Source organism: Vibrio glycogenivorans, assembly GCF_051660965.1.
Classification (GTDB): Bacteria; Pseudomonadota; Gammaproteobacteria; order Enterobacterales; family Vibrionaceae; genus Vibrio.
This window is the reverse complement of record NZ_JBPVIS010000002.1, coordinates 694,754-713,749: the sequence shown is the minus strand read 5'-3', so window position 1 is coordinate 713,749 and position 18,996 is coordinate 694,754. Positions and strand designations below refer to the sequence as shown.

The 18,996-nt window shown below is 48.9% G+C and carries 17 protein-coding genes; 13 read left to right on the top strand and 4 right to left on the bottom strand.

The features are described from left to right. Positions 1-238: 238 nt before the first annotated feature. Together ACSTTG_RS07800 and ACSTTG_RS07795 are read right to left on the bottom strand one after the other, a co-directional pair. Positions 239-964: a DUF3379 family protein gene (locus ACSTTG_RS07800; RefSeq protein ID WP_438457804.1), complete on the bottom strand. Its 726-nt coding sequence runs from the start codon at positions 962-964 to the stop codon at positions 239-241. Further along, positions 957-1,526 (bottom strand): sigma-70 family RNA polymerase sigma factor, encoded by a 570-nt coding sequence (locus tag ACSTTG_RS07795; RefSeq protein WP_438457805.1) that lies wholly within the window; start codon positions 1,524-1,526, stop codon positions 957-959. Before ACSTTG_RS07795 ends, ACSTTG_RS07800 begins: the two co-directional genes overlap by 8 nt. 447 nt (positions 1,527-1,973) lie before the next feature. Between ACSTTG_RS07795 and fadI the strand changes: the two genes are divergently transcribed. The 3 genes from fadI (at position 1,974) to ACSTTG_RS07780 (ending at position 6,094) form a co-directional block, all read left to right on the top strand. Beyond that, positions 1,974-3,299, top strand: coding sequence for an acetyl-CoA C-acyltransferase FadI (gene fadI / locus ACSTTG_RS07790; protein ID WP_438474363.1), 1,326 nt, complete (start codon positions 1,974-1,976; stop codon positions 3,297-3,299). Further along, positions 3,299-5,410 (top strand): fatty acid oxidation complex subunit alpha FadJ, encoded by a 2,112-nt coding sequence (gene fadJ / locus ACSTTG_RS07785; protein ID WP_438474361.1) that lies wholly within the window; start codon positions 3,299-3,301, stop codon positions 5,408-5,410. Before fadI ends, fadJ begins: the two co-directional genes overlap by 1 nt. 135 nt (positions 5,411-5,545) lie before the next feature. Beyond that, on the top strand, positions 5,546-6,094 hold the full coding sequence (locus tag ACSTTG_RS07780; protein WP_438474360.1) for an NAD(P)H nitroreductase: 549 nt from the start codon (positions 5,546-5,548) through the stop codon (positions 6,092-6,094). Between the two features lie 57 nt (positions 6,095-6,151). On the opposite strand, the gene ACSTTG_RS07775 is transcribed toward ACSTTG_RS07780, so the two are convergent. Continuing rightward, the gene (locus ACSTTG_RS07775) at positions 6,152-7,036 is read right to left on the bottom strand and encodes a LysR family transcriptional regulator (RefSeq protein WP_438457809.1); all 885 of its coding nucleotides are present in this window, start codon (positions 7,034-7,036) and stop codon (positions 6,152-6,154) included. Between the two features lie 289 nt (positions 7,037-7,325). Between ACSTTG_RS07775 and ACSTTG_RS07770 the strand changes: the two genes are divergently transcribed. The 7 genes from ACSTTG_RS07770 to ACSTTG_RS07740 all read left to right on the top strand — a co-directional run bounded on the left by ACSTTG_RS07770 (position 7,326) and on the right by ACSTTG_RS07740 (position 13,731). Then, the gene (locus ACSTTG_RS07770; RefSeq protein ID WP_438457810.1) at positions 7,326-8,447 is read left to right on the top strand and encodes a response regulator; all 1,122 of its coding nucleotides are present in this window, start codon (positions 7,326-7,328) and stop codon (positions 8,445-8,447) included. 421 nt (positions 8,448-8,868) lie between these two features. Further along, on the top strand, positions 8,869-9,264 hold the full coding sequence (locus ACSTTG_RS07765; RefSeq protein ID WP_438458385.1) for a YbaN family protein: 396 nt from the start codon (positions 8,869-8,871) through the stop codon (positions 9,262-9,264). A 173-nt stretch (positions 9,265-9,437) separates the two neighbouring features. Then, entirely contained in the window at positions 9,438-9,983 is a 546-nt protein-coding gene (gene apt / locus ACSTTG_RS07760) for an adenine phosphoribosyltransferase (RefSeq protein WP_438457811.1), read from the top strand. A 3-nt stretch (positions 9,984-9,986) separates the two neighbouring features. Further along, positions 9,987-12,161 (top strand): DNA polymerase III subunit gamma/tau, encoded by a 2,175-nt coding sequence (gene dnaX / locus ACSTTG_RS07755; protein ID WP_438474359.1) that lies wholly within the window; start codon positions 9,987-9,989, stop codon positions 12,159-12,161. A 70-nt stretch (positions 12,162-12,231) separates the two neighbouring features. Then, positions 12,232-12,561 (top strand): YbaB/EbfC family nucleoid-associated protein, encoded by a 330-nt coding sequence (locus ACSTTG_RS07750; RefSeq protein ID WP_438474358.1) that lies wholly within the window; start codon positions 12,232-12,234, stop codon positions 12,559-12,561. Positions 12,562-12,573: 12 nt separating this feature from the next. Next, positions 12,574-13,176: a recombination mediator RecR gene (gene recR, locus ACSTTG_RS07745; protein ID WP_438474357.1), complete on the top strand. Its 603-nt coding sequence runs from the start codon at positions 12,574-12,576 to the stop codon at positions 13,174-13,176. A 267-nt stretch (positions 13,177-13,443) separates the two neighbouring features. After that, positions 13,444-13,731 carry a putative quinol monooxygenase gene (locus ACSTTG_RS07740; RefSeq protein WP_438457814.1) on the top strand — a complete coding sequence of 96 codons (288 nt, stop codon included), beginning with the start codon at positions 13,444-13,446 and terminating at the stop codon, positions 13,729-13,731. A gap of 113 nt (positions 13,732-13,844) precedes the next feature. Here the strand turns inward: ACSTTG_RS07740 and ACSTTG_RS07735 are convergent, their stop codons facing one another. Next, on the bottom strand, positions 13,845-14,717 hold the full coding sequence (locus ACSTTG_RS07735; RefSeq protein ID WP_438474356.1) for a DMT family transporter: 873 nt from the start codon (positions 14,715-14,717) through the stop codon (positions 13,845-13,847). A gap of 470 nt (positions 14,718-15,187) precedes the next feature. On the opposite strand from ACSTTG_RS07735, the gene ACSTTG_RS07730 reads away from it, so the two are divergent. The 3 genes from ACSTTG_RS07730 (at position 15,188) to ACSTTG_RS07720 (ending at position 18,696) form a co-directional block, all read left to right on the top strand. After that, positions 15,188-17,272 (top strand): metallophosphoesterase, encoded by a 2,085-nt coding sequence (locus ACSTTG_RS07730; RefSeq protein ID WP_438474355.1) that lies wholly within the window; start codon positions 15,188-15,190, stop codon positions 17,270-17,272. A 159-nt stretch (positions 17,273-17,431) separates the two neighbouring features. After that, the gene (locus ACSTTG_RS07725) at positions 17,432-17,872 is read left to right on the top strand and encodes a DUF3299 domain-containing protein (RefSeq protein WP_438457817.1); all 441 of its coding nucleotides are present in this window, start codon (positions 17,432-17,434) and stop codon (positions 17,870-17,872) included. A 302-nt stretch (positions 17,873-18,174) separates the two neighbouring features. Further along, positions 18,175-18,696: a putative ATP-dependent zinc protease gene (locus ACSTTG_RS07720; protein ID WP_438474354.1), complete on the top strand. Its 522-nt coding sequence runs from the start codon at positions 18,175-18,177 to the stop codon at positions 18,694-18,696. The last annotated feature ends 300 nt before the right edge of the window (positions 18,697-18,996 follow it).

Sequence of the window (18,996 nt, the reverse complement as noted above, 5' to 3'; positions counted from 1 at the left end):
ATTGCCTCTATCGGGCAGTTTATTGAGCGGATGCTCTATATGGGGCGTAATCCTAAGCGCAAGTATAGGAAATAGAAATCCGACCATTGGATAAAACTAGCAGAAAATCACAGAAATAATGCCTATCTGACAGGAAATGACCGTTAAAAGGCATTATTTAGAGTTTTGACTCTATAAAGGTGAGAAAAAAACGCCCCAGATTGGAGACTGAGGCGTATTGATGGTTTGGTTACCAGAATTACATGGGTTTGAGTATATACTCTATGTTTTCGGCAATTTTAGCGACATTTTCACCCTTGTTGCCCACGATAATCATGGTTGCCTCGTTATTAACGGGAACAAGCATACCTTCCATTTTGTCGTCACTGAAGCTTGGGGCCTCTTGTGACATCATGTTGGTGACAAACATGGTCACACGGCCTTTCTCACCCTCAAACACGGCATGCAGCGCATTAGTAGTGCCAAACGTACAGTGGTTTAGGTAATACACGTGATACGGGAAGTCACCCTCAAACTGAAAATCAAATGGCATCAGCTTCACATTGAGTTGCTCGATGCTGGCGTTCTCGTTCAGAGGGCTGGTAAACGGTTTTTCCTCATACACATGGTCCATCGCGATTGATGCCAAGCTCGCCTGCGCTTCGGGTACAACGACATTGCCCCAATTGACTTGGCCAGCAAGTAGGCCGGCGACAAACGCCACGGAGGCGGCCATCGACATCATCCTGCGGGTGAAGGTTGGCTTCACCACATTATTCTCAGTCACAGCTTGATTGAGGAGGATACGATCAGCGAGATCATCAGGCACATCGACACTCATCGCCTCGGCGATCTGTTTGTCGAGTGTTAGCACATCGTCCAAGAACTTGGCGTTGTTCTCGTTAGTACGAGTGGCTTCTATGATCTCTCCGTCACGAATACTAGGCTCAGTCAAAACTCTGCGACGAAACTCTAACTCATCCATTGCTCATACCTCGGTTCGATGTGGATTCATCCACTTTATCTTTCAACTGATTTCGGGCTCGGAATAGGCGCGTCATTACCGTATTGGTGTTTAATCCTAAAATGTCGCCAATCTCTTCGCCACTAAAACCCCCCACGACCTGCAAATAAAGCGGTTCACGATACTCCTCATCAAGCTGCATGATCTGCTCGTGTAGCCACTGGGTTTGGTGATGACCATCGTCAGAGGTTTTCGCCTCCTGACCGTAGTCATCGATATCCACCAAGTCCAGTTGCTTGCGTTCGAAACGACGGGCATTCTCACGGCGCAATATGGTGATCAGCCATGATTTAGCAGCCTTGTCGTCTTGCAAACTATCGAGCGACTTCCATGCACGCATGAAGGCTTCTTGGACCACATCCTCGGCGATGGTTGGGTCTTTGCACAACCAGTACGCGTAACGATAGAGATCCTTGTGATAGGCCCTAACAAGGGCTTCGTACTTTCTTTGCTTGTCCATATCCCTATTGACCGAGGCACTGGACTTTTTCTTTCCGAAAAATTCAATAATCGCCACAAGCATTACCTAAAAGTTGTATTTGAAGGGGTAGTTAAACCAAAACTTGATCTACATCAAAAAAATATACCTGATTCGTTTTATAGTACATCCTGTCATCTAGTTAGTTCTTCTGAGCTAAATTAGTTCTTTTGAGCTGACATGTTGAGCAAGATGACACTTCCTTTTGAAGGCTGACTTTACTTTCTCCTAATCAGGAAACTGATTATTTTACAATTGGCGTTTGTTAATTGTTTTATAGATTCCAACCACACAGTTACTGTGTGGTTTTTTTTTGCCTGTCATTTCTCGCTTGGCTATTCCACCAACTGCTGCATTACATATCTTAGTATAGACGCTGCTATCTACTTTGATTTCGTTGTGAATATCACGTTTGTTCAATGCTTGTTTTTATTTCGTTAACAACCTGCTTACACTGTAGAGGTCAGACCTTTACTCAACAAGGAGATGTTAATGGGCAAGTCGCACGCCTCGCAGCCGCTCAAGCTGCAAACTCAATCCGGAGAGCGGATCGCCGTTGTATCAGGACTTCGTACCCCTTTTGCCCGCCAGAGTACTGCGTTTACCGACGTACCTGCTGTTGATTTGGGTAAAATGGTGGTTAGTGAGATGCTCGCTCGGGTTGACCTCGATCCGGTCTTGATTGACCAAGTAGTGTTTGGGCAGGTGGTGCAGATGCCAGCAGCGCCAAATATTGCGAGAGAGATAGTTTTGGGCACGGGTATGAACATCCACACCGATGCGTATAGCGTGACTCGCGCGTGCGCGACCAGCTTTCAAGCCACTGCGAATATCGCCGAAAGCATTATGGCGGGCACGATTGAGGTGGGTATCGCTGGTGGCGCAGACTCTTCTTCAGTTTTACCTATCGGTGTCTCGAAAAAACTGGCCTCCCATCTTCTTGCGCTCAGCAAAGCTAAAACGTTGCCGCAAAAACTAAAACTACTGCAAAAGCTGTCCTTAAAAGACTTAGTGCCCGTTCCCCCTGCGGTGGCGGAATACTCAACGGGATTATCAATGGGGCAAACCGCAGAGCAGATGGCAAAATCGCATGCCATCACGCGAGAAGAGCAGGATGCCTTTGCCCATCGCTCACACACTCTCGCTGCTCAAGCTTGGCAAGAGGGGAAAATCCAAGCTGAGGTCATGACGGCTTTCCCAGAGCCTTATAAACAGTGGATCGATCAGGATAACAATATTCGCTTTGACTCGAGCTTAGAGGGTTACGCCAAACTAAGACCTGCCTTTGACCGACGCTATGGCAGTGTGACTGCGGCGAACAGTACGCCCTTGACCGATGGCGCTGCTGCGCTGCTTCTGATGCGAGAGGGGCGTGCTAAAGAGCTTGGGCTGGATATTCTGGGTTTTATCCGTTCGTACGGTTTTGCCGCAATTGGTGTCGAGCAGGATATGTTGATGGGACCGTCCTATGCAACGCCTATCGCACTAGACCGAGCTGGGGTAACCCTGTCTGATTTAACCCTGATTGATATGCATGAAGCCTTTGCTGCGCAGGCGCTCTCCAACGTCAAAATGTTTGCCAGCGAGAAATTTGCCAAAGACAACCTTGGTCGTGCAGCGGCCATTGGTGACATTGATATGGATAAGTTCAATGTTCTGGGTGGCTCAATTGCTTATGGTCACCCCTTTGCGGCAACAGGCGCGCGAATGATCACCCAGACGCTGCGTGAACTTAAGCGCCGTGGGGGTGGCTTGGCATTGAACACGGCCTGTGCGGCAGGTGGTTTAGGCGCGGCGATGGTATTGGAGGTCGAATAATGAACACGGATAAGGCATTTTCACTCACAATTGATGAGCAAAAGCTTGCTCGGCTGACCATCGATGTCGCCAATGAAAAAATGAACACCCTGCAAGCGGCGTTTGCCAGCGAGATGGAAGGGGTGTTTAACGAGCTTAGTGAACACGGCGATCTCAAAGGGTTGATTATCCAATCGGGTAAACCGGATAACTTTATTGCCGGTGCTGACGTACGCATGCTTGATGCGTGTACCAGCGCAGAGGAGGCGACAGCACTCGCCACAACGGGGCAGACGATATTCAACCAGCTTGCTGAGCTTAATTACCCGGTGGTAGCGATGATCCACGGTCCCTGCCTTGGTGGCGGGCTTGAGCTGGCGCTGGCGTGTGATTATCGCGTGTGCAGTGATGCTGACATTACTCGGCTTGGCCTGCCCGAAGTCCAACTTGGTTTGTTGCCTGGCTCTGGGGGGACCCAACGTTTACCCAAGCTGATAGGTTTGCTGACAAGCCTGGACATGATCTTGACCGGTAAACAGCTCAGAGCGAAAAAAGCGGCCAAGCTTGGGGTCGTAGATGCGTGTGTGCCACAGAGCATTCTCGAGCAGGTGGCACTGGAGATGGTCGATAAGGGCAAGCGCAAGGCGTCAAAGACAAGTAATAAAGAAAAACTTGTATCGGGCACAGGGTTTGGGCGCAAGATGGTGTTTGAGCAGGCAGCGAAGAAGACCGAAAGTAAAACCCGAGGTAACTATCCGGCGACAAGCGCGATACTGGATGTGGTCCGCTATGGTTTTGATAATGGCATGACCAAGGGATTAGAGTATGAAGCCAAGCGCTTTGGTGAATTGGTCATGACACCGGAGTCAAAGGCGTTGCGCTCAATCTTCTTTGCCACCACTGAGATGAAAAAAGATCTCGGCAGCGATGAGGCGCCAATGCCAATTAAACAAGTAGGTGTGCTAGGCGGCGGCCTGATGGGAGCGGGTATCGCTCACGTTTCGATCAACAAAGCGAAAGTGCAGGTGCGCATCAAGGATGTCTCTAACGATGGGGTAGTGAACGCGCTGCGCTACAACTTTGATTTGTTTAATAAGCAGCGTGAGCGGCGCATTCTGTCAAAGGCGCAGGTGCAGGCCAAGATGGCGCAACTCTCTGGCGGAATCGATTTTACTCGCTTTAAACAGGCCGATATGGTGATTGAGGCGGTATTTGAGGACGTGGAGCTCAAGCAAGCCATGGTCGCAGATATCGAGCAGCACGCACGCCCTGAGACCATTTTTGCTACCAACACCTCTTCGTTACCCATTAAACAGATTGCCGCCCAAGCGGCGCGTCCAGAAAACATCGTTGGGCTGCATTACTTCAGTCCGGTTGAGAAAATGCCGTTGGTTGAGGTGATCCCTCATGATGGAACTTCCGATAAGACGATTACAACAGCGGTGAACTTCGCTAAAAAGCAGGGCAAAACACCAATCGTTGTCAAAGACCGGGCTGGCTTTTTTGTTAATCGTATCCTCGCGCCCTATATGAATGAAGCGGCAAACCTGCTCCTGGCAGGAGAGCCGATTGAGCAGTTGGATGAGGCGCTGGTCAACTTTGGCTTTCCAGTTGGCCCAATCACGTTACTTGATGAGGTTGGCGTCGATATCGGAGCGAAGATCATGCCTGTGATGGTTGAGGAGCTTGGGCCAAGATTTAAGGGACCTGAACTGTTTGACACCTTACTCGGTGATGAGCGTTTGGGGCGTAAAACGGGGAAAGGCTTTTACACCTATAAAAACGGCGACAAGAAAGGGGTTGATAGTTCAGTGTACAAGTTACTTGGGATCAAGCCCGAGACTAAACTCACCGAGAATGAAATGGCGCTTCGCTGCGTGCTACCAATGCTCAACGAAGCGGTACGTTGCCTCGATGAGGGCATTATTCGTAGTGCTCGTGATGGCGATATTGGCGCGATTTTCGGCATTGGCTTTCCCCCCTTCCTCGGCGGGCCGTTTCGCTACATGGATCAGATAGGGGTGGTAGAGCTGGTTGCACTGATGAATGAGTTCGCCGAGAAGTATGGTGACCGTTACGCGCCGTGCGACAGTCTAGTCAGCCGTGCTGGCGACGAGCAGTCGTTTTATTAGGCTTTTTCGTACTAATCCTCACTGGTAAAAAAATACGACAGGCGGGCAGTAGCTCGCCTTTTGTTTTTTAGAGGGTTATCATCAAATTCATCCTGTTAACGGACAGGTGACCCAAGCTGTTGAAAGGAATCTAAAATGGAAGCTCTTGAACTACTTCTTAATCGACGTTCAGTCGCAAAACTCTCCGCGCCCGCGCCGGAGGGCATCGCCTTGGAGAACATCATTCAAGCAGGGTTGCGCGCGCCTGATCACGGCAATATTCAGCCATGGCGATTTGTTATTGCCCAAGGTGAGGGACTGACCAAGCTGTCTAACATTCTCCTCGCGGCCGCAGAGGCTGAAAACAGCGAGCAAGCCGTGCTGGACAAAGTTAAAAGTGCGCCTTTTCGCGCGCCGATGGTGATCACAGTAATTGCTAAAGTGAGAGCGCATGAAAAAGTGCCCGCGTTTGAGCAGCACCTCTCGGCGGGTTGTGCTGTGCAAGCTATGCAGATGGCGGCCGTTGCACAAGGATTTCAGGGAATGTGGCGCTCTGGCAAGTGGATGTTCCACCCGCTGGTGCACCAAGCGTTTGAGCTGGAGGGTGAGGATCAGATTGTCGGTTTTCTTTATCTTGGTACGCCCGAGTGCGAACCAGTCAAAGCTCCAAAACGCACACTGGCTAATTTTGTCGAATTTCTCTAAGGAAATTGCCCTGCATAGAGCGGCGCAGGGCTTTTTGAGGTGACGTAAATTGCAGTCTTATCGCGCGTGGATTTCCATGTGCTGGATAACAAAGTCGATAAACAGACGCACTTTATCTGGTAAGTGGTCCTTGTGGTTATAGAGCATGTACACATCACGCTGGTTCGAGTTCCAATCAGTCAATACGCGCACAAGCTGACCAGATTCCAAGTACTCTTTGATCATTACGTCAGGCACGAGCGTGATACCCAAGCCAGAGAGACAAGCGGTACATACCGTGGTCAATGAATCGGCTTCAAAGCGACCTTTATCGAGGTTGACGACACTCTCACCACTGCTGTTACTTAGTTGCCATTTGAGTAGAGGGTGACCTTTAAGGATTGAGTGGTCGCTGAGCTCCTCAGCATGATTCGGGGCCTGATTCGATGCAAGGTAGTGCGGGCTGGCGACCAGAATATCCTCAACCGATCCTATCTTACGCGCAATCAGGCTCGAATCGCGCAGGCTACCGACACGAAAGATCACGTCCCATTCGGTGGGATCAAGCTGATCAAACTGATTGGTCGCAGTGAGATCAATATTGATATCTGGAAACGCGGTCATGAACGCATTAAATAGCGGCATGATCATGCGTTGAGTCAGGTTAGACGGTGCGACAATTTTAATTCGACCGGCGGCGCCACGGCAAGAATCAGATAAAGACTCGGCCGTATCGGACAGCGATTTCAATAGTGGCGAGCACTCGTCATAAAAGCGGGCTCCAGCCTCAGTCAGCGACAGTTTACGTGCGTGACGATTGAGTAAGCGCAGGTTGAGCGAATCCTCAAGTGCTTGGATACGTCGCGTAATCGTCGCAACAGGTATCATAGTCTTACGTGATGTTGCGGTGTAGCTCCCATTTTCCACCACGAGACGGAAAAGGTTAAGATCATCTAGTTTCATATAAAAGCGACGCAAAGAGTAATCAATGACGTTAAATGTATAAGTAACCACCCCTCAATGATTTGAGGTGTATCAACTAAATGTGCAAAACGTGATGTATGCACGGCACAATATCGTGTACTGGCAACCACTTGCAGACTTGCCGTTAACCAATTTTCTGACTATTTTATAGGTATTGGCTGATATTTGGTCAGTTAGGTAGTGCTCCCCAAGTATAAATTGAGTTCCACAATTACAAGCAGGGTGAGTTGTCAGTGTTTTAGGTATACACGTCAGTAGTGAGGTTCAAATGTTAAACACTCGCCCAAGAGTGGCCCCACAGCCTGCCAATGAACCTGTTCCCAAGAAAATAATGGTGATTGACGACGATGCAATTTTTCGTCAGGTCACGCGTCAGTTCTTGCATGCGATCGGGTATCAGGTGGTCGAGGCCGAAAATGGTCTTGAGGGGCTGCAACTATTAGAGAGTACCGAGCCCGACTTGGTGCTGTGCGATCTCGCCATGCCCATTCTTGATGGCATTGAGTTTGTTGAAGAGGTTAGTCAACAATACCCTTCTATGCCGGTTATCGTTGTTTCTGCCACCGATGAAATGTCCGATGTGGCCAAGGCGTTGCGCTATGGCATTAAAGACTTCCTACCTAAGCCAATTGGCAACTACAAGCACTTGAGTGATGCTGTTGAGACCGTGCTTGAGGAGAGTGATTCAAGTATCGCTGACGGCAAAGATTTCTCGAGTCAATGGTTTCGAGTCGATGGCGGTGGAGAGCTACCCGAAGAGCAAGAGCTGCATTGGCACCTAGAGTATCTACAGCAAAATCCAGCGGCCGCCCGCGACCTTCTGCACGCGCTTTTACCTGATAAAGATACCAGTCAAGGCAGTTGGCGCTGCAGCTACCGTTTATTGCAATCCACCGAAGCCATGCCCTTGGTGTTTGATTATGCTTGGCTGATGAACGGCCAATTCGTGTTTTACATTATTGATTCAGGCAACAGTGAGTACAGCGATGAGGTCCACCCTGAGGCAGGCAGCAGCGTCGCAACGACCATGCTGGTACGCGCCTTGTTCCACGATTACCTGCGCCACCTAAAGAATTTCAGCGCTGATATGAAAGACCTGCTCGGCGTCATTGAGCGCGGCATTGAGTGCTCCGAAGGCGGCCCCGTGCCCGCATTATTTGGTCTTGCCGACCTACCAAGCGGCACCATAGACATCTTGCCCGCCGGTTTAGATTGTCAATGGACAAGCGGCGATTTCCACCAATCAATTAACCATGGTGAAAACCTAGGTGAGCACTCACTCAAGAATTTCATCACCCGTGAACTCCCCATCAAAGACAGCGGCCGACTCACCTTATCTATTACGGGCAGCACTAGCTTCAGTTTCGACATCCAGCAGACGAAAAGCTAACGCTTCTCAGGGGCGGGGTGCGAGTACGCTTCGCTCCGGGGTTCGAGGAGTTTAGTGGGTGATGTAACTGCCGCGCACATCTCTCGCACCTCGGAAGGTTTTAGCCTGAAACCCACGCCTCGCAACTTAATATTCAGGGGCGGGGTTCGGGTACGCTTCGCTACGGGGTTTGAGGAGTTTAGTGGGCGTTACATCTTTCGTACCCACTCCTCGCAACTCGGAGGGCTTTAGCCCGAAACCCGTACCTCGGAGGGCGTTAGCCCGTAACCCGAAACTTGATTTCAGTAGTGAGAAGAGGTTACGCTTTGCCCCTGATTTTGAGGGGCGTAAAGACATCGAGTCCATCGCATCCCCTCTTCGCTACTCGGAGGGCTTTAGCCCGAAACCCGCGCCTCGTACCTGCGCGCTTGAGGTAAAGATTATTAATAAGCTTAAACAATGGCTGTGGAACTTTGCGGGCAGTGTATGTCTGATTTTAGGCGCGCTGGGGGTGTTTTTGCCGCTTTTGCCGACAACGCCGTTCATTTTGCTCGCCAGTGCTTGTTTTATGCGCGGCAGCCAAAGGGTGCATGATTGGATGCATCGGCATCCGACTTTTGGGCCGATTATTCGTAACTGGCATACTCATCGGGGTGTGTCGCGCCGCGTGAAACAACGGGGGGCGATTTTGATTGTGATTAGCTTCTGCTTTTCAATCATTGTGGTTCCCAAACTTTGGCTAAAGGTTATGCTAATAGCCATGATGAGTATCCTACTTAGTTGGTTTCTGCGTCTTCCGGTGATCGAGTCGGTTGCCGATAACCAAGAAAATAACTAAGATGGCTGCCTTGTTGTAAGGGATGTGACTGACGTGCCTTACAATTGAACAAAACACCAGCAAGCGTGCTTGCTATGCTTATACCAATCGAGTTAAGTGATGCGTTTTAATCAAGACTGATCACTTAACTCGGTTGCAAACTCAACCGTAAGTCAAACAAAGAAAGCTTCATTATGACCACAGATACCATTTCACTTATCCAATCGAGCATCAAAAGCATCCCTGATTACCCAAAGCCAGGCATCCTATTTCGCGATGTAACTAGCTTGCTTGAGGACGCTGCCGCTTACCAAGCGACAATCGGCCTTTTGGTAGAAAAATATAAAGACATGGGCTTTACCAAGGTAGTGGGCACTGAAGCGCGTGGCTTCCTGTTTGGTGCGCCTTTGGCTCTTGAACTGGGTATCGGTTTTGTTCCTGTGCGTAAACCGGGTAAGTTGCCGCGTAAAACCATCGGTCAATCTTATGAGCTTGAGTACGGCACGGACACATTAGAGATCCACGTTGATGCTATCTCTGAGGGTGATAAAGTGCTGGTTGTTGATGATCTACTGGCCACTGGTGGCACGATTGAAGCAACCACTAAGCTGATCCGTCAGCTGGGTGGTGAGGTAGAGCATGCAGCGTTTGTTATCAACTTGCCTGAAATCGGGGGCGACAAGCGCCTTGAGGCCATGGGTCTGAATGTTTATAGCATTTGTGAGTTTGACGGTCACTAATCGATGAGTTATTTGGCACTGGCCCGTAAGTGGCGTCCAAAAGCGTTTAATCAGGTTGTCGGACAGGCTCACGTCTTGACGGCACTTGAGAATGCCCTTGATCAAAATCGCCTCCATCACGCGTACCTGTTCTCGGGTACACGCGGCGTGGGTAAAACCACTATTGGCCGATTGTTTGCCAAGGGACTTAACTGTGAAACGGGGATCACCAGCAAGCCGTGTGGGCAGTGTGAGAGCTGTATCGAGATTGACCAGGGCCGCCACGTTGACCTACTCGAAATCGATGCGGCGTCGCGTACCAAAGTGGAAGATACTCGTGAGCTGCTTGATAACGTTCAGTACAAGCCTGCGCGTGGTCGCTTTAAGATCTACCTGATCGATGAAGTCCACATGCTCTCACGCCACAGTTTCAACGCCTTGTTGAAGACGCTGGAAGAGCCGCCGGAGTACGTTAAGTTCTTACTCGCCACTACCGATCCGCAAAAGCTGCCAGTGACGATTTTGTCGCGCTGTCTGCAGTTCCACCTTAAGCCAATCTCTGTTGATGCCATCCATGAGCAGCTCGATAGCGTGCTTGAAAAGGAGTCGGTGACGGCTGAGGCACGTGCACTAGGTATGATTGCGCATGCCGCCGATGGCAGTATGCGTGATGCGCTGAGTTTAACAGATCAGGCGATAGCACTGGGTAACGGTCAGGTTGATACTGAGACTGTGTCACATATGCTGGGCACGCTCGATACCGATCATGCCCTGCATATCCTGCAAGCTATCGCGAGCAAGCAAGCTGAATCGATTATGGCCAGTGTGCAGACGCTAGCCAGCAATGGTGTCGAGTGGGACAACTTGCTGCAAGAGCTTGCCAATCAGTTGCATCGCATCGCTATGTATCACGCTCTGCCTGCAACCCTAGATAAAGCGCAGCCGGATGCTGAGAAGCTGACTTTACTGGCGCAGCAGCTTAGCCCAGCTGATGTTCAGCTGTTCTATGATATTGCACTCAAAGGTCGCGAGTCGCTGCCGTTTGCTCCTAATGAGCGAGTGGGGCTGGAAATGACTTTGCTACGCATGTTGGCGTTTCGTCCTACTCAAGGCACTATCACCAACGTGATTTCGACTGAGTCTACAGTCAATGTGAGCCAAGCACCGACGCAAAGCCCAGTCGCTGCACCAGTGGTACCTCAAGTGAGTCAACCTGCGGTGAGTCATGCTCCAGATCAGGCTGCACAAAATGCGCCTACACCAAGTGCACCATCACAAACTGCACCCGTTTCGAATCACTCACAGCCAGCTTACCAGCCGCCTAGTGAGCCACCTATGGATGTGCCCCCACCAATGGATGCACCTCCGATGGGCTATCCGGATATGGATGGTGCTCAGCCTATATCATCTCAGCCAATGTCATCGGCGCCGGCATCTATGCCAGCATCTGTTGCACCTGAACCTGCTCCGACTAGCACCGGTACCTCGATTGGTGGTTTACGTCATCAGTTGCGCTCTCGTCGTGGTGGCCAGCAAGAGAAGGGTACGCCTGGAAAAAAGCCTAGTGCGGCATCTGTAAAGCGTCCTGCTCAGCGCGAATCCGTATTGGATCGCGTTGCGAAAAAGCAGCTTGAAGCGCCAACGGTGTCGCCTTCTCATACCGATAACGCACCGGCGGCAGCGCAAGAACAGCAGCCGTACCAGTGGACACCGAGCAAACCTATCGTCGAGGTGGTGGATAAAGAGCTGACGCCAACCCAGATCAAGCAATCACTTGAGCATGAAAAAACACCCGAGATGGTGGAGAAGCTGCTTAATGAGTCGATTGTGCAAAACAGCTGGGCTGAACTCATCAGTCGCTTGGAGATCCCTAAGCTGGTGGAGCAGCTCGCGCTGAACTCCTATTTCAGCCAGCAGGAGAACCGCATCACCTTGACCTTGCGCAGCAGCCAAGCACATCTGAATAAAGATCGTGCCTTAGCCGAACTCAAGGATGCTATCGATAAGACACTAGGCGAGCCACATGAATTGTCGATTGTGATTGGTGAAGAGGGGCAAACCCCGCTAGAGTTGAGAGAGCAGCTTTATCAAGTGCGACTGCAGCAAGCATTTACCAGCTTGGATCAGGACCAACACGTCCAGTTCATGCTGAACCGATTTGACGCCGCCCTCGATAGCGAGAGCGTGCGACCAATTTAACTCATGGGGGTTGAAAACGGGAACCGTTACCCCCATGTCATCAGAAACTAATCCAACCAGAGAGTATACAATGTTTGGTAAAGGCGGTATGGGCAACCTAATGAAGCAAGCCCAGCAAATGCAAGATCGCATGCAAAAGCTTCAAGAAGAAATCGCAAACATGGAAGTAACCGGTGAAGCGGGTGCTGGCCTTGTTAAAGTGACTATCACAGGTAGCCACAGTACTCGTCGCGTAGTAATCGATGAGAGCCTAATGGAAGATGACAAAGAGATGCTAGAAGACTTGATCGCAGCCGCGTTCAACGATGCAGCTCGTCGCGTTGAAGAGACTCAAAAAGAGAAAATGGCAGCAGTTACTGGCGGTATGCAGCTACCACCAGGCATGAAAATGCCGTTCTAATCAGGTTACATAATGCGATCCAGTTCTATGCTGGAGCATTTGATGGAGGCCTTGCGTTGCTTACCTGGGGTGGGTCCCAAGTCGGCTCAGCGCATGGCCTTTCATTTGCTACAGCGCGACCGCCAAGGCGGTTTGCAACTCGCCGATGCGCTCTCCCAAGCGATGACCGAGATTGGACACTGCCAAGAGTGTCGAACTTTCACTGAACAAGAAACCTGCCATCTTTGTACTAACCCCAAACGCCAAGAAAACGGATTACTTTGTGTTGTTGAGAGCCCAGCAGATATCGCTGCGGTAGAAGCGACTGGTCAGTACTCTGGACGCTATTTCGTGTTGATGGGACACCTATCTCCACTTGATGGTATAGGGCCGAGTGACATTGGTTTGGATATCCTTGATTTTCGCCTGCGACGCGGTGATATCAAAGAAGTCATTCTTGCGACGAACCCAACAGTGGAAGGTGAGGCAACCGCTCACTACATTGCTGAGCTGTGTAAAGAGCATCAGGTCTCTGCCAGTCGAATCGCCCACGGCGTGCCTGTCGGCGGTGAGCTCGATCTTGTCGATGGCACCACGCTATCGCACTCGATACTTGGGCGGCACCAGCTAAAATAAAAAAAGAGCCACATCCATCGATGTGGCTCTTTTTTTATTTAGGGGCGAGGAGCGAGTAACACTTCGTTCCGGGGTGCGAGTAGTCTGCAGGCTGGATTGTCCTCCTCGCACCTCGAAGGGCTATGCCCGTACCCGAACCTCGTTCCTTTGTTTTATGATTATCAATTTTAGTTTGAGAATATGTTTTGTTTTATCGCATATATCCCGTAGCAATTGCCCGCTATTCTGTAATCAGGTTAAGCGGATTACTAACGTGAGGAAGACACCATGGCTAAACTAACTATCGTTGCAAACATCATTGCGAAACAAGACAAAATTGAGCTAGTTAAAGCAGAGTTGCTTAAGTTGATTGATATCACGCGTGCAGAAGAAGGTTGCATCAACTACGACCTGCATCAAGACAATGAAAACCCAGCACACTTCCTATTCTTTGAAAACTGGGAGTCGCGTGAGCTATGGCAAACTCATATGGGTAACACGCATCTTGCCGAGTACATGGCGGCGACTGAGGGTGCGGTTGAGCAGTTCACTCTGAATGAAATGACTGAAATTTAAAAAAGGGGCGAGGTGCGGGGACGGGCTTTGCCCTAAGGGGAGCGAGGGGGTCCAGGTATGTTGGGACTCCTCGCCCCTCGAAACGAAGTGTCCTCGCCCCTCGCTACTGCTTTTTAGTTTTCTAATTGTTTTGGTTGGGTGTTTGGCAGGAGCTTGCGCCATTGGATTGGCATCATTGGGATGACGATTAATCCGATTCCGACCAGGGTGAGCAGATCTGGGATCTCATCGAACCACATTACGCCGAATAGGGTGACGAATACTAGGCCTGAATACTCTGCTAAAGCGATTTGGTTAGCGGGGGCTTTTTTGTAGGCGATAACCACTAGGGCGTGATAGCCAAGTACAAATAGGTTGATTGCCATAATCCAGCCAACGTGACGCCATTCGATCTCTGCCCATTGCGGCACAGCGAAGGCTAGGGCAAGTGGCAGCGTCATTAGACTGGTCCAGAACAAGGTTGAGATGATATGTTGTTCACCAGGCAGGCGCTTAATCAGGATATTACCCACCCCCATCGCCAGTGCGCTACCTAGGCCTGCAATCGCGGCCCAATGGAAGTGTTCAGGGCGCAGAACGATAAGCACACCCATAAAACCAATCAAGGTCGCAATCACTTTACCCGCATTCGGGCGCTCTTTTAGCAGCACAATCGACAGCGGCAGCATCAGAATCGGGCCAACATAGAACATCGCATTAGCAGTGGCCAACGTCAGGTGGGTGATAGCAATCATCGCACAGCCACTACCAACCAAAATAAACTGGGCACGCAGGAAGTTGATCCGGCAACCGCCTTGCATGCGAGTGTCTCGTGGAAGCTTAAGCCAAAACGGCAATAGCAGCAGCACGCTCAGTAGTTGACGAATGAAAACGTATTGGAAAGTGGGCACTTCACCGTTGAGTACTTTCAATGAAACATCAGAAAAAGAGGCGAGTAGGTTGGCGAAAACCAGCAAGAGTATCGCTTGGTTAGTGACTTTATTCATGAAATAGCTACAGTAGATGATTGGGTTGAACAGTGAAACAGCGGCACATCATACAGGAGAATAAGTAAAAAAATAGCGCCTTACAGCTATTTGAAGGCTAAATTCAGAATACTGAATGTAGTGTGTCGATCGTGGGCGACAAAAGTGCAAATTATTCAAATATTTGATGCAGCCAAGTACATAATTCGGGCAATAGCGTTTGCGATAATCGTAACAAAATGTTTGTGAGAGTCTATTGGTGGATGATTCGCGGAAATGCCAATCTGGCAGGTTAGTAATTAAAATTTAATAAATTCAATAGTTAAAGTTAAATAAATCGCTCGTAGAGCATGGCAAAACTTTTTGTTTGGATGAAATTAACAAACCAGTCATGAGGGTGAAATAAAAATGACACTCTGAATTAGTCAAAATGTAATCCATTACATCTAACTTGACGCGCTTAATTTATTCAGTGCTATTAGGATGTAAGTATGAATTTCACACAGACCGCATGTGCAGCTTTGATCTCGGCTGCTCTTTTGTCAGGTTGTAACAGCAGTAACAGCGATACCTCAGACGATAATCAGGCCCCAACCCTTTCAACCAAGATTGGTATTCTGACCGACACGCAAGGCGGTGGAGATAATGTGGCCGTCAACCAGATGGAGGCGATCCTCGATCTGTATCGTGATCAGGGAGTCGATATTGTTATTGCCGTGGGTGATCTTACTAATAGCAATACTGAGCACGAATATGAGCAGTGGAAAGCACTCGCGAGTCAATACACTGATCAGATTACTTTCTTGCCCCTAATGGGCAACCATGATCGTAAACCCGGTGACAACTACACTTGGAAACGCATTATGGAAGAGTTTATTCCACGCGAAAACATTAACCATATGCCAGGGCGTGAGTTCCAAACTTACGCGTATACGCGTGGAAACGTGTTAATGGTCCAGATCTCTGACCAAGATATGCCTTACGCCTATGAGTGGGCGGAGGAAGCGATTACTGGACGTGGTGACAACGTTGAGCACGTCTTTGTCTCGACTCATAGCCCATTCGTTGGACCTTACCGTGGTGGTGTTGCTATGGAGCGCGTCACAGCTCGTTGGAACGACCAACGTGAAAATGACATGTTGACCCGCGATTTCCCAAAATGGCGCAGTCTGTTTACTAAAAATGACGTGATGTTTGTGTCTGGTCATGACCATCAATACAGCCGCTCAGTGATATGGGATAACGGTGCTGGTATGGATACTATGTCAGGCACCCAAACGAACCATCGTTTCTTCCATCATATTGTCACTGGTAATGCATCGGAGAAAGGTTACTACAACCGCGTTGGTGAGTTTGAAAAACTGCAAAGCTTGGTAATGTACAAAACACGTTATCAAAGCCCACGCTCAATTGACCGAGATAACCGCCCAGAGTGGACGGACGAGATGATCGAACGTGATATGGTGGCGACAGGTGATTTGATGGTCAACGCATCATGGTTCGATATTCAGGGTGATGAAATTAACTATTCAGCGTTTTACGACACCTTCACCGATTCAGCTGACTTATTAGATTCAGCGGACTGGAAACTGTTTGACCGCTTTGTTCGCACCAATAACCGTTGTGACAAAGTCGTATTTCCAACTAGCGTGCCATTTACTGGCGAGTACTACAGTGCAGTAGACAGTAAATATCGTACCGTGAACTGTTACTCAAACAATGGTGAACGAGCACGCATTATCGATGGTCAAAATGACGTATTTAATCGAGTGGACCAAGCACTTGATGGGGCGAATTGGATGGGCTGGAGCGATCCAGAAGCTATTGATCGTATGTGGGAATACATGATTGTAAAACCTACCATCCGTAGCGCGGAAGATGATGAGATTGGTAACCCGTCGGGTGAGCATTTTGTCGTTGATGGTCGCTCTGGTCTGAACTACAACCACGCACAGCGTTTTGTAGTTAACGGCAGTCAGCGAATGCACTGGTATCCGGCAACCTACGACATGAAGAAACTGGTTTCTCTTAACTGGACGTCGGGCGATACACAAACCGCATCGGACATCTTGATCATTGATGGACTGCAAAGCCAGACTGGTACGTACATCAATGCCTTTGGTGCAGAGAAGGACATTACGACAGAGCCAGGTTGGCCGGGAACCTCGGTAGAGGACATTGAAGCTGATGGCGACCACAAAAACTTGAACGCAATCAGCAAGCAGCCATTGAGTTACCCTGAGCTGCTGGCGCAAAAATCACCAAATCGTCTTGACCAAGCAAACAGCTGGGTGCTTGATGACCAAGTTCGTGCGGATGATTATGTATTTGAGATTGCGGTTAGTACAGACCAGAGTGCAGACGCTTTAACCCTAGCAGTATTAAAAGAAGGCGAGTGGCAACCTTTGGTCGAGTCTCAGTGTATCTCAACTCAAGCATACCGAGCTGAATTTATGACTAGCATGCCAGACGATATCGGTGAAGAGTGTGATAACACTTGGTTAGTCGGTCAGTTTGGTGACACCTTCTGGGCGAAAGTTGATATGGATGGCCGTTTTGCACTGGTTAATCGTTAAGTCTTAGTGGCATTTTAATTTTGAGGCACCTTCTGATTGAAGGTGCCTATTCCGTTTATGACTTTGAGAAATACTGTGCGAAGACTAATCATAACCCTGTTATCGAGTGTTATCTGGGGATGTGGGTTTGCCACACAAGAACAGAGCGAAGGACGCCCTTTGGCATCTTGGGATCAGCTCATTGAACCAGGTCAAAGGGAAACCTTGGTCGCGATAATGGCTGAAGAGAAACAACGCGCTAGAGAGCATGATGAGCTAGACCCTTTTATACAGCCACAATCTGTTGGATTTGACGCCGCCCTTGTCAACCAACAACTGGTCGATCAAGAGCTAGCTTTAGGTGGGTTTGTAGTGCCTTTAGATTGGAACGATGAGGCGGTGACAGAGTTTCTTCTTGTGCCTTACTTTGGCGCATGTATTCATGTACCACCGCCACCGGCTAATCAAATGGTTCACGTCAAATACCCACAAGGCGTTCCCAATATTTTATTGCGAGATGCGATCGTTGTTGAGGGAGAACTGCTGGTACAGCGAGATGAGTTTGGCGATGGTTGGCAGGTGACTTATGCTTTCAACGAACCAGCAGTGAGAGCCTACTAGCCAGAGGTTCTCAGCGACTGTCCTAATAGACGCCAGTCGTCCTATATCAACCGTCGTAATAAGTACGGAAGTTTTGTGATGTGTTTTGATTATCCAGCATCTTTTTTTAGTAAGTAATGGTGTAGGCGACTGCCATAGGGCCGATTATAGTTCAGTTTTGAATGCTCTTTAATCAAGTAATATCCGCTTACATTAGTTTAATCCCCTTTTTTCTTGCTTACTCCCAGTTTGTTTATTTGTCATTTGACCTTCACTTGGAATTGCGTAAGGTGTGCACTGAGACGTCCTCAAGGAAGAAAATAATGAAAAATAATAAGTTAGCCTGTCTGTTTGGTGCTGTGTTTACACTAAGTCCTATGGTTTTTGCCGATACTTGTTCGGTAGAGAGTATGGCAATCATTGGTGAAAAAGAGTTCATCACGGTTCAAGAGATAGATTCGGTGTACCGCGCACGAATTGATACTGGAGCGACGCGTTCTTCACTGCATGCGACGAATATTGAAGTGATCGATGGTTACGATGACCTCAAGGCAAATGTTGGCAAACAGGTGCGTTTTGTTACCGAAAATGAACTTGGCGAGTACCAGCAATACGAAGCGCCGATTGTGTCGGTGAGAAGCATTAAGAACTCACTGGGGTCTGATATTCGTTATAGTGTCGATTTGACTATTGTAAAAGACGAATACGCGCGCACTCTTCAGGTGAATCTACGCGATCGCAGCAGCATGAACGATAAGTTACTGATTGGTCGTGACTGGCTTGAATGTCAGTACCTAGTGGATGTCAGCCAGAATCCTACGATAGGGAAGCAAGAGAACTTGTAAGGCGCTTAATCTGCAAGATATCAGGTGCAACCATTTAAAAGTAACCGATTGAACTTGACTTTCAAAAGGGACGAAACACCTAGGTTGCACTCTTTCCTATAGCTTACTGCTACTCTGCGCGTTCAAATAGAGCAACATGCATAGGAGATAGCCTACAGCTTCTTTGATTGGGAGCAGCCTTGAATAGAAAAGAAATAAAGTACACCATTCAGCTCCCCCCTAAAAAATAATAACCATTGATACAGTTAATTTTTTGATAGTATTCTTTATTTTTCATTAATTTATCTTATTTTTAAGTCG

What these genes read in the sequence shown, in the direction of transcription:
- ACSTTG_RS07775 (WP_438457809.1), bottom strand. Translation starts at nt 7,036, where the DNA reads ATGAAACTAGATGATCTTAACCTTTTCCGTCTCGTGGTGGAAAATGGG.
- ACSTTG_RS07780 (WP_438474360.1), top strand. Translation starts at nt 5,546, where the DNA reads ATGGAAGCTCTTGAACTACTTCTTAATCGACGTTCAGTCGCAAAACTC.
- recR (WP_438474357.1), top strand. Translation starts at nt 12,574, where the DNA reads ATGCGATCCAGTTCTATGCTGGAGCATTTGATGGAGGCCTTGCGTTGC.
- ACSTTG_RS07795 (WP_438457805.1), bottom strand. Translation starts at nt 1,526, where the DNA reads ATGCTTGTGGCGATTATTGAATTTTTCGGAAAGAAAAAGTCCAGTGCC.
- apt (WP_438457811.1), top strand. Translation starts at nt 9,438, where the DNA reads ATGACCACAGATACCATTTCACTTATCCAATCGAGCATCAAAAGCATC.
- ACSTTG_RS07730 (WP_438474355.1), top strand. Translation starts at nt 15,188, where the DNA reads ATGAATTTCACACAGACCGCATGTGCAGCTTTGATCTCGGCTGCTCTT.
- ACSTTG_RS07720 (WP_438474354.1), top strand. Translation starts at nt 18,175, where the DNA reads ATGAAAAATAATAAGTTAGCCTGTCTGTTTGGTGCTGTGTTTACACTA.
- fadI (WP_438474363.1), top strand. Translation starts at nt 1,974, where the DNA reads ATGGGCAAGTCGCACGCCTCGCAGCCGCTCAAGCTGCAAACTCAATCC.
- ACSTTG_RS07770 (WP_438457810.1), top strand. Translation starts at nt 7,326, where the DNA reads ATGTTAAACACTCGCCCAAGAGTGGCCCCACAGCCTGCCAATGAACCT.
- ACSTTG_RS07750 (WP_438474358.1), top strand. Translation starts at nt 12,232, where the DNA reads ATGTTTGGTAAAGGCGGTATGGGCAACCTAATGAAGCAAGCCCAGCAA.
- dnaX (WP_438474359.1), top strand. Translation starts at nt 9,987, where the DNA reads ATGAGTTATTTGGCACTGGCCCGTAAGTGGCGTCCAAAAGCGTTTAAT.
- ACSTTG_RS07735 (WP_438474356.1), bottom strand. Translation starts at nt 14,717, where the DNA reads ATGAATAAAGTCACTAACCAAGCGATACTCTTGCTGGTTTTCGCCAAC.
- ACSTTG_RS07740 (WP_438457814.1), top strand. Translation starts at nt 13,444, where the DNA reads ATGGCTAAACTAACTATCGTTGCAAACATCATTGCGAAACAAGACAAA.
- ACSTTG_RS07800 (WP_438457804.1), bottom strand. Translation starts at nt 964, where the DNA reads ATGGATGAGTTAGAGTTTCGTCGCAGAGTTTTGACTGAGCCTAGTATT.
- fadJ (WP_438474361.1), top strand. Translation starts at nt 3,299, where the DNA reads ATGAACACGGATAAGGCATTTTCACTCACAATTGATGAGCAAAAGCTT.